Origin of the sequence: Paraburkholderia sp. J7 (assembly GCF_905220155.1) — a bacterium.
In the GTDB taxonomy this organism is placed as follows: Bacteria; Pseudomonadota; Gammaproteobacteria; order Burkholderiales; family Burkholderiaceae; genus Paraburkholderia.
Genome location: NZ_CAJMYZ010000097.1, coordinates 1 through 510, shown reverse-complemented (window position 1 = coordinate 510; position 510 = coordinate 1). Strand labels below are relative to the sequence as shown.

At 59.0% G+C, this 510-nt stretch carries 1 protein-coding gene; it reads left to right on the top strand.

Annotated features, from left to right (window positions below; all coding sequences use genetic code 11):
• Positions 1-90: 90 nt before the first annotated feature.
• Positions 91-510: NADPH-dependent F420 reductase (locus tag U5A58_RS40495; protein WP_321965465.1), on the top strand; the 420-nt coding region annotated here is incomplete at its 3' end.

Here is a 510-nt window from a genome sequence, read left to right as displayed (position 1 = left end):
ACCAATCCGCTTTCATCGCCGGAGGCGCAGCAGGACGCATTGACCCTGTTGCCTCCGGGATGATGTGCAAAATACTGACGGAGTCTCCCCATGAAGATCGGATTCATCGGCGCGGCTAATCTCGCGCAGACCTACTCGAAACATTTGCTTCACAGTGGGCACTCCGTGGTTTTGAGCAACAGACGCGGGCCCGAAACGCTGGCTCCCCTGGTGGAGTCTTTCGGTCCACGCGCCTCAGCGGCGTCGGTCGAGGTAGCAGCAAAGGCCGAGGTTGTTGTACTAGCGTTGCCATGGACACAACTCCAATCTCTTCAGCAAAGAGACATCGACTGGCGTGGCCGGATCGTCATCGACGCGACGAACGCGCTGCTTACCTATGCGCCAGACTTTCGACGGGCAGACCTCGGAGGCAGGACATCCAGCGAAATAGTCGCGGACATGCTACCGGGCGCCCGGGTCGTAAAGACGCTCAACACGCTCTATTTCAAGGTGCTCGAACGAGAGCCCACC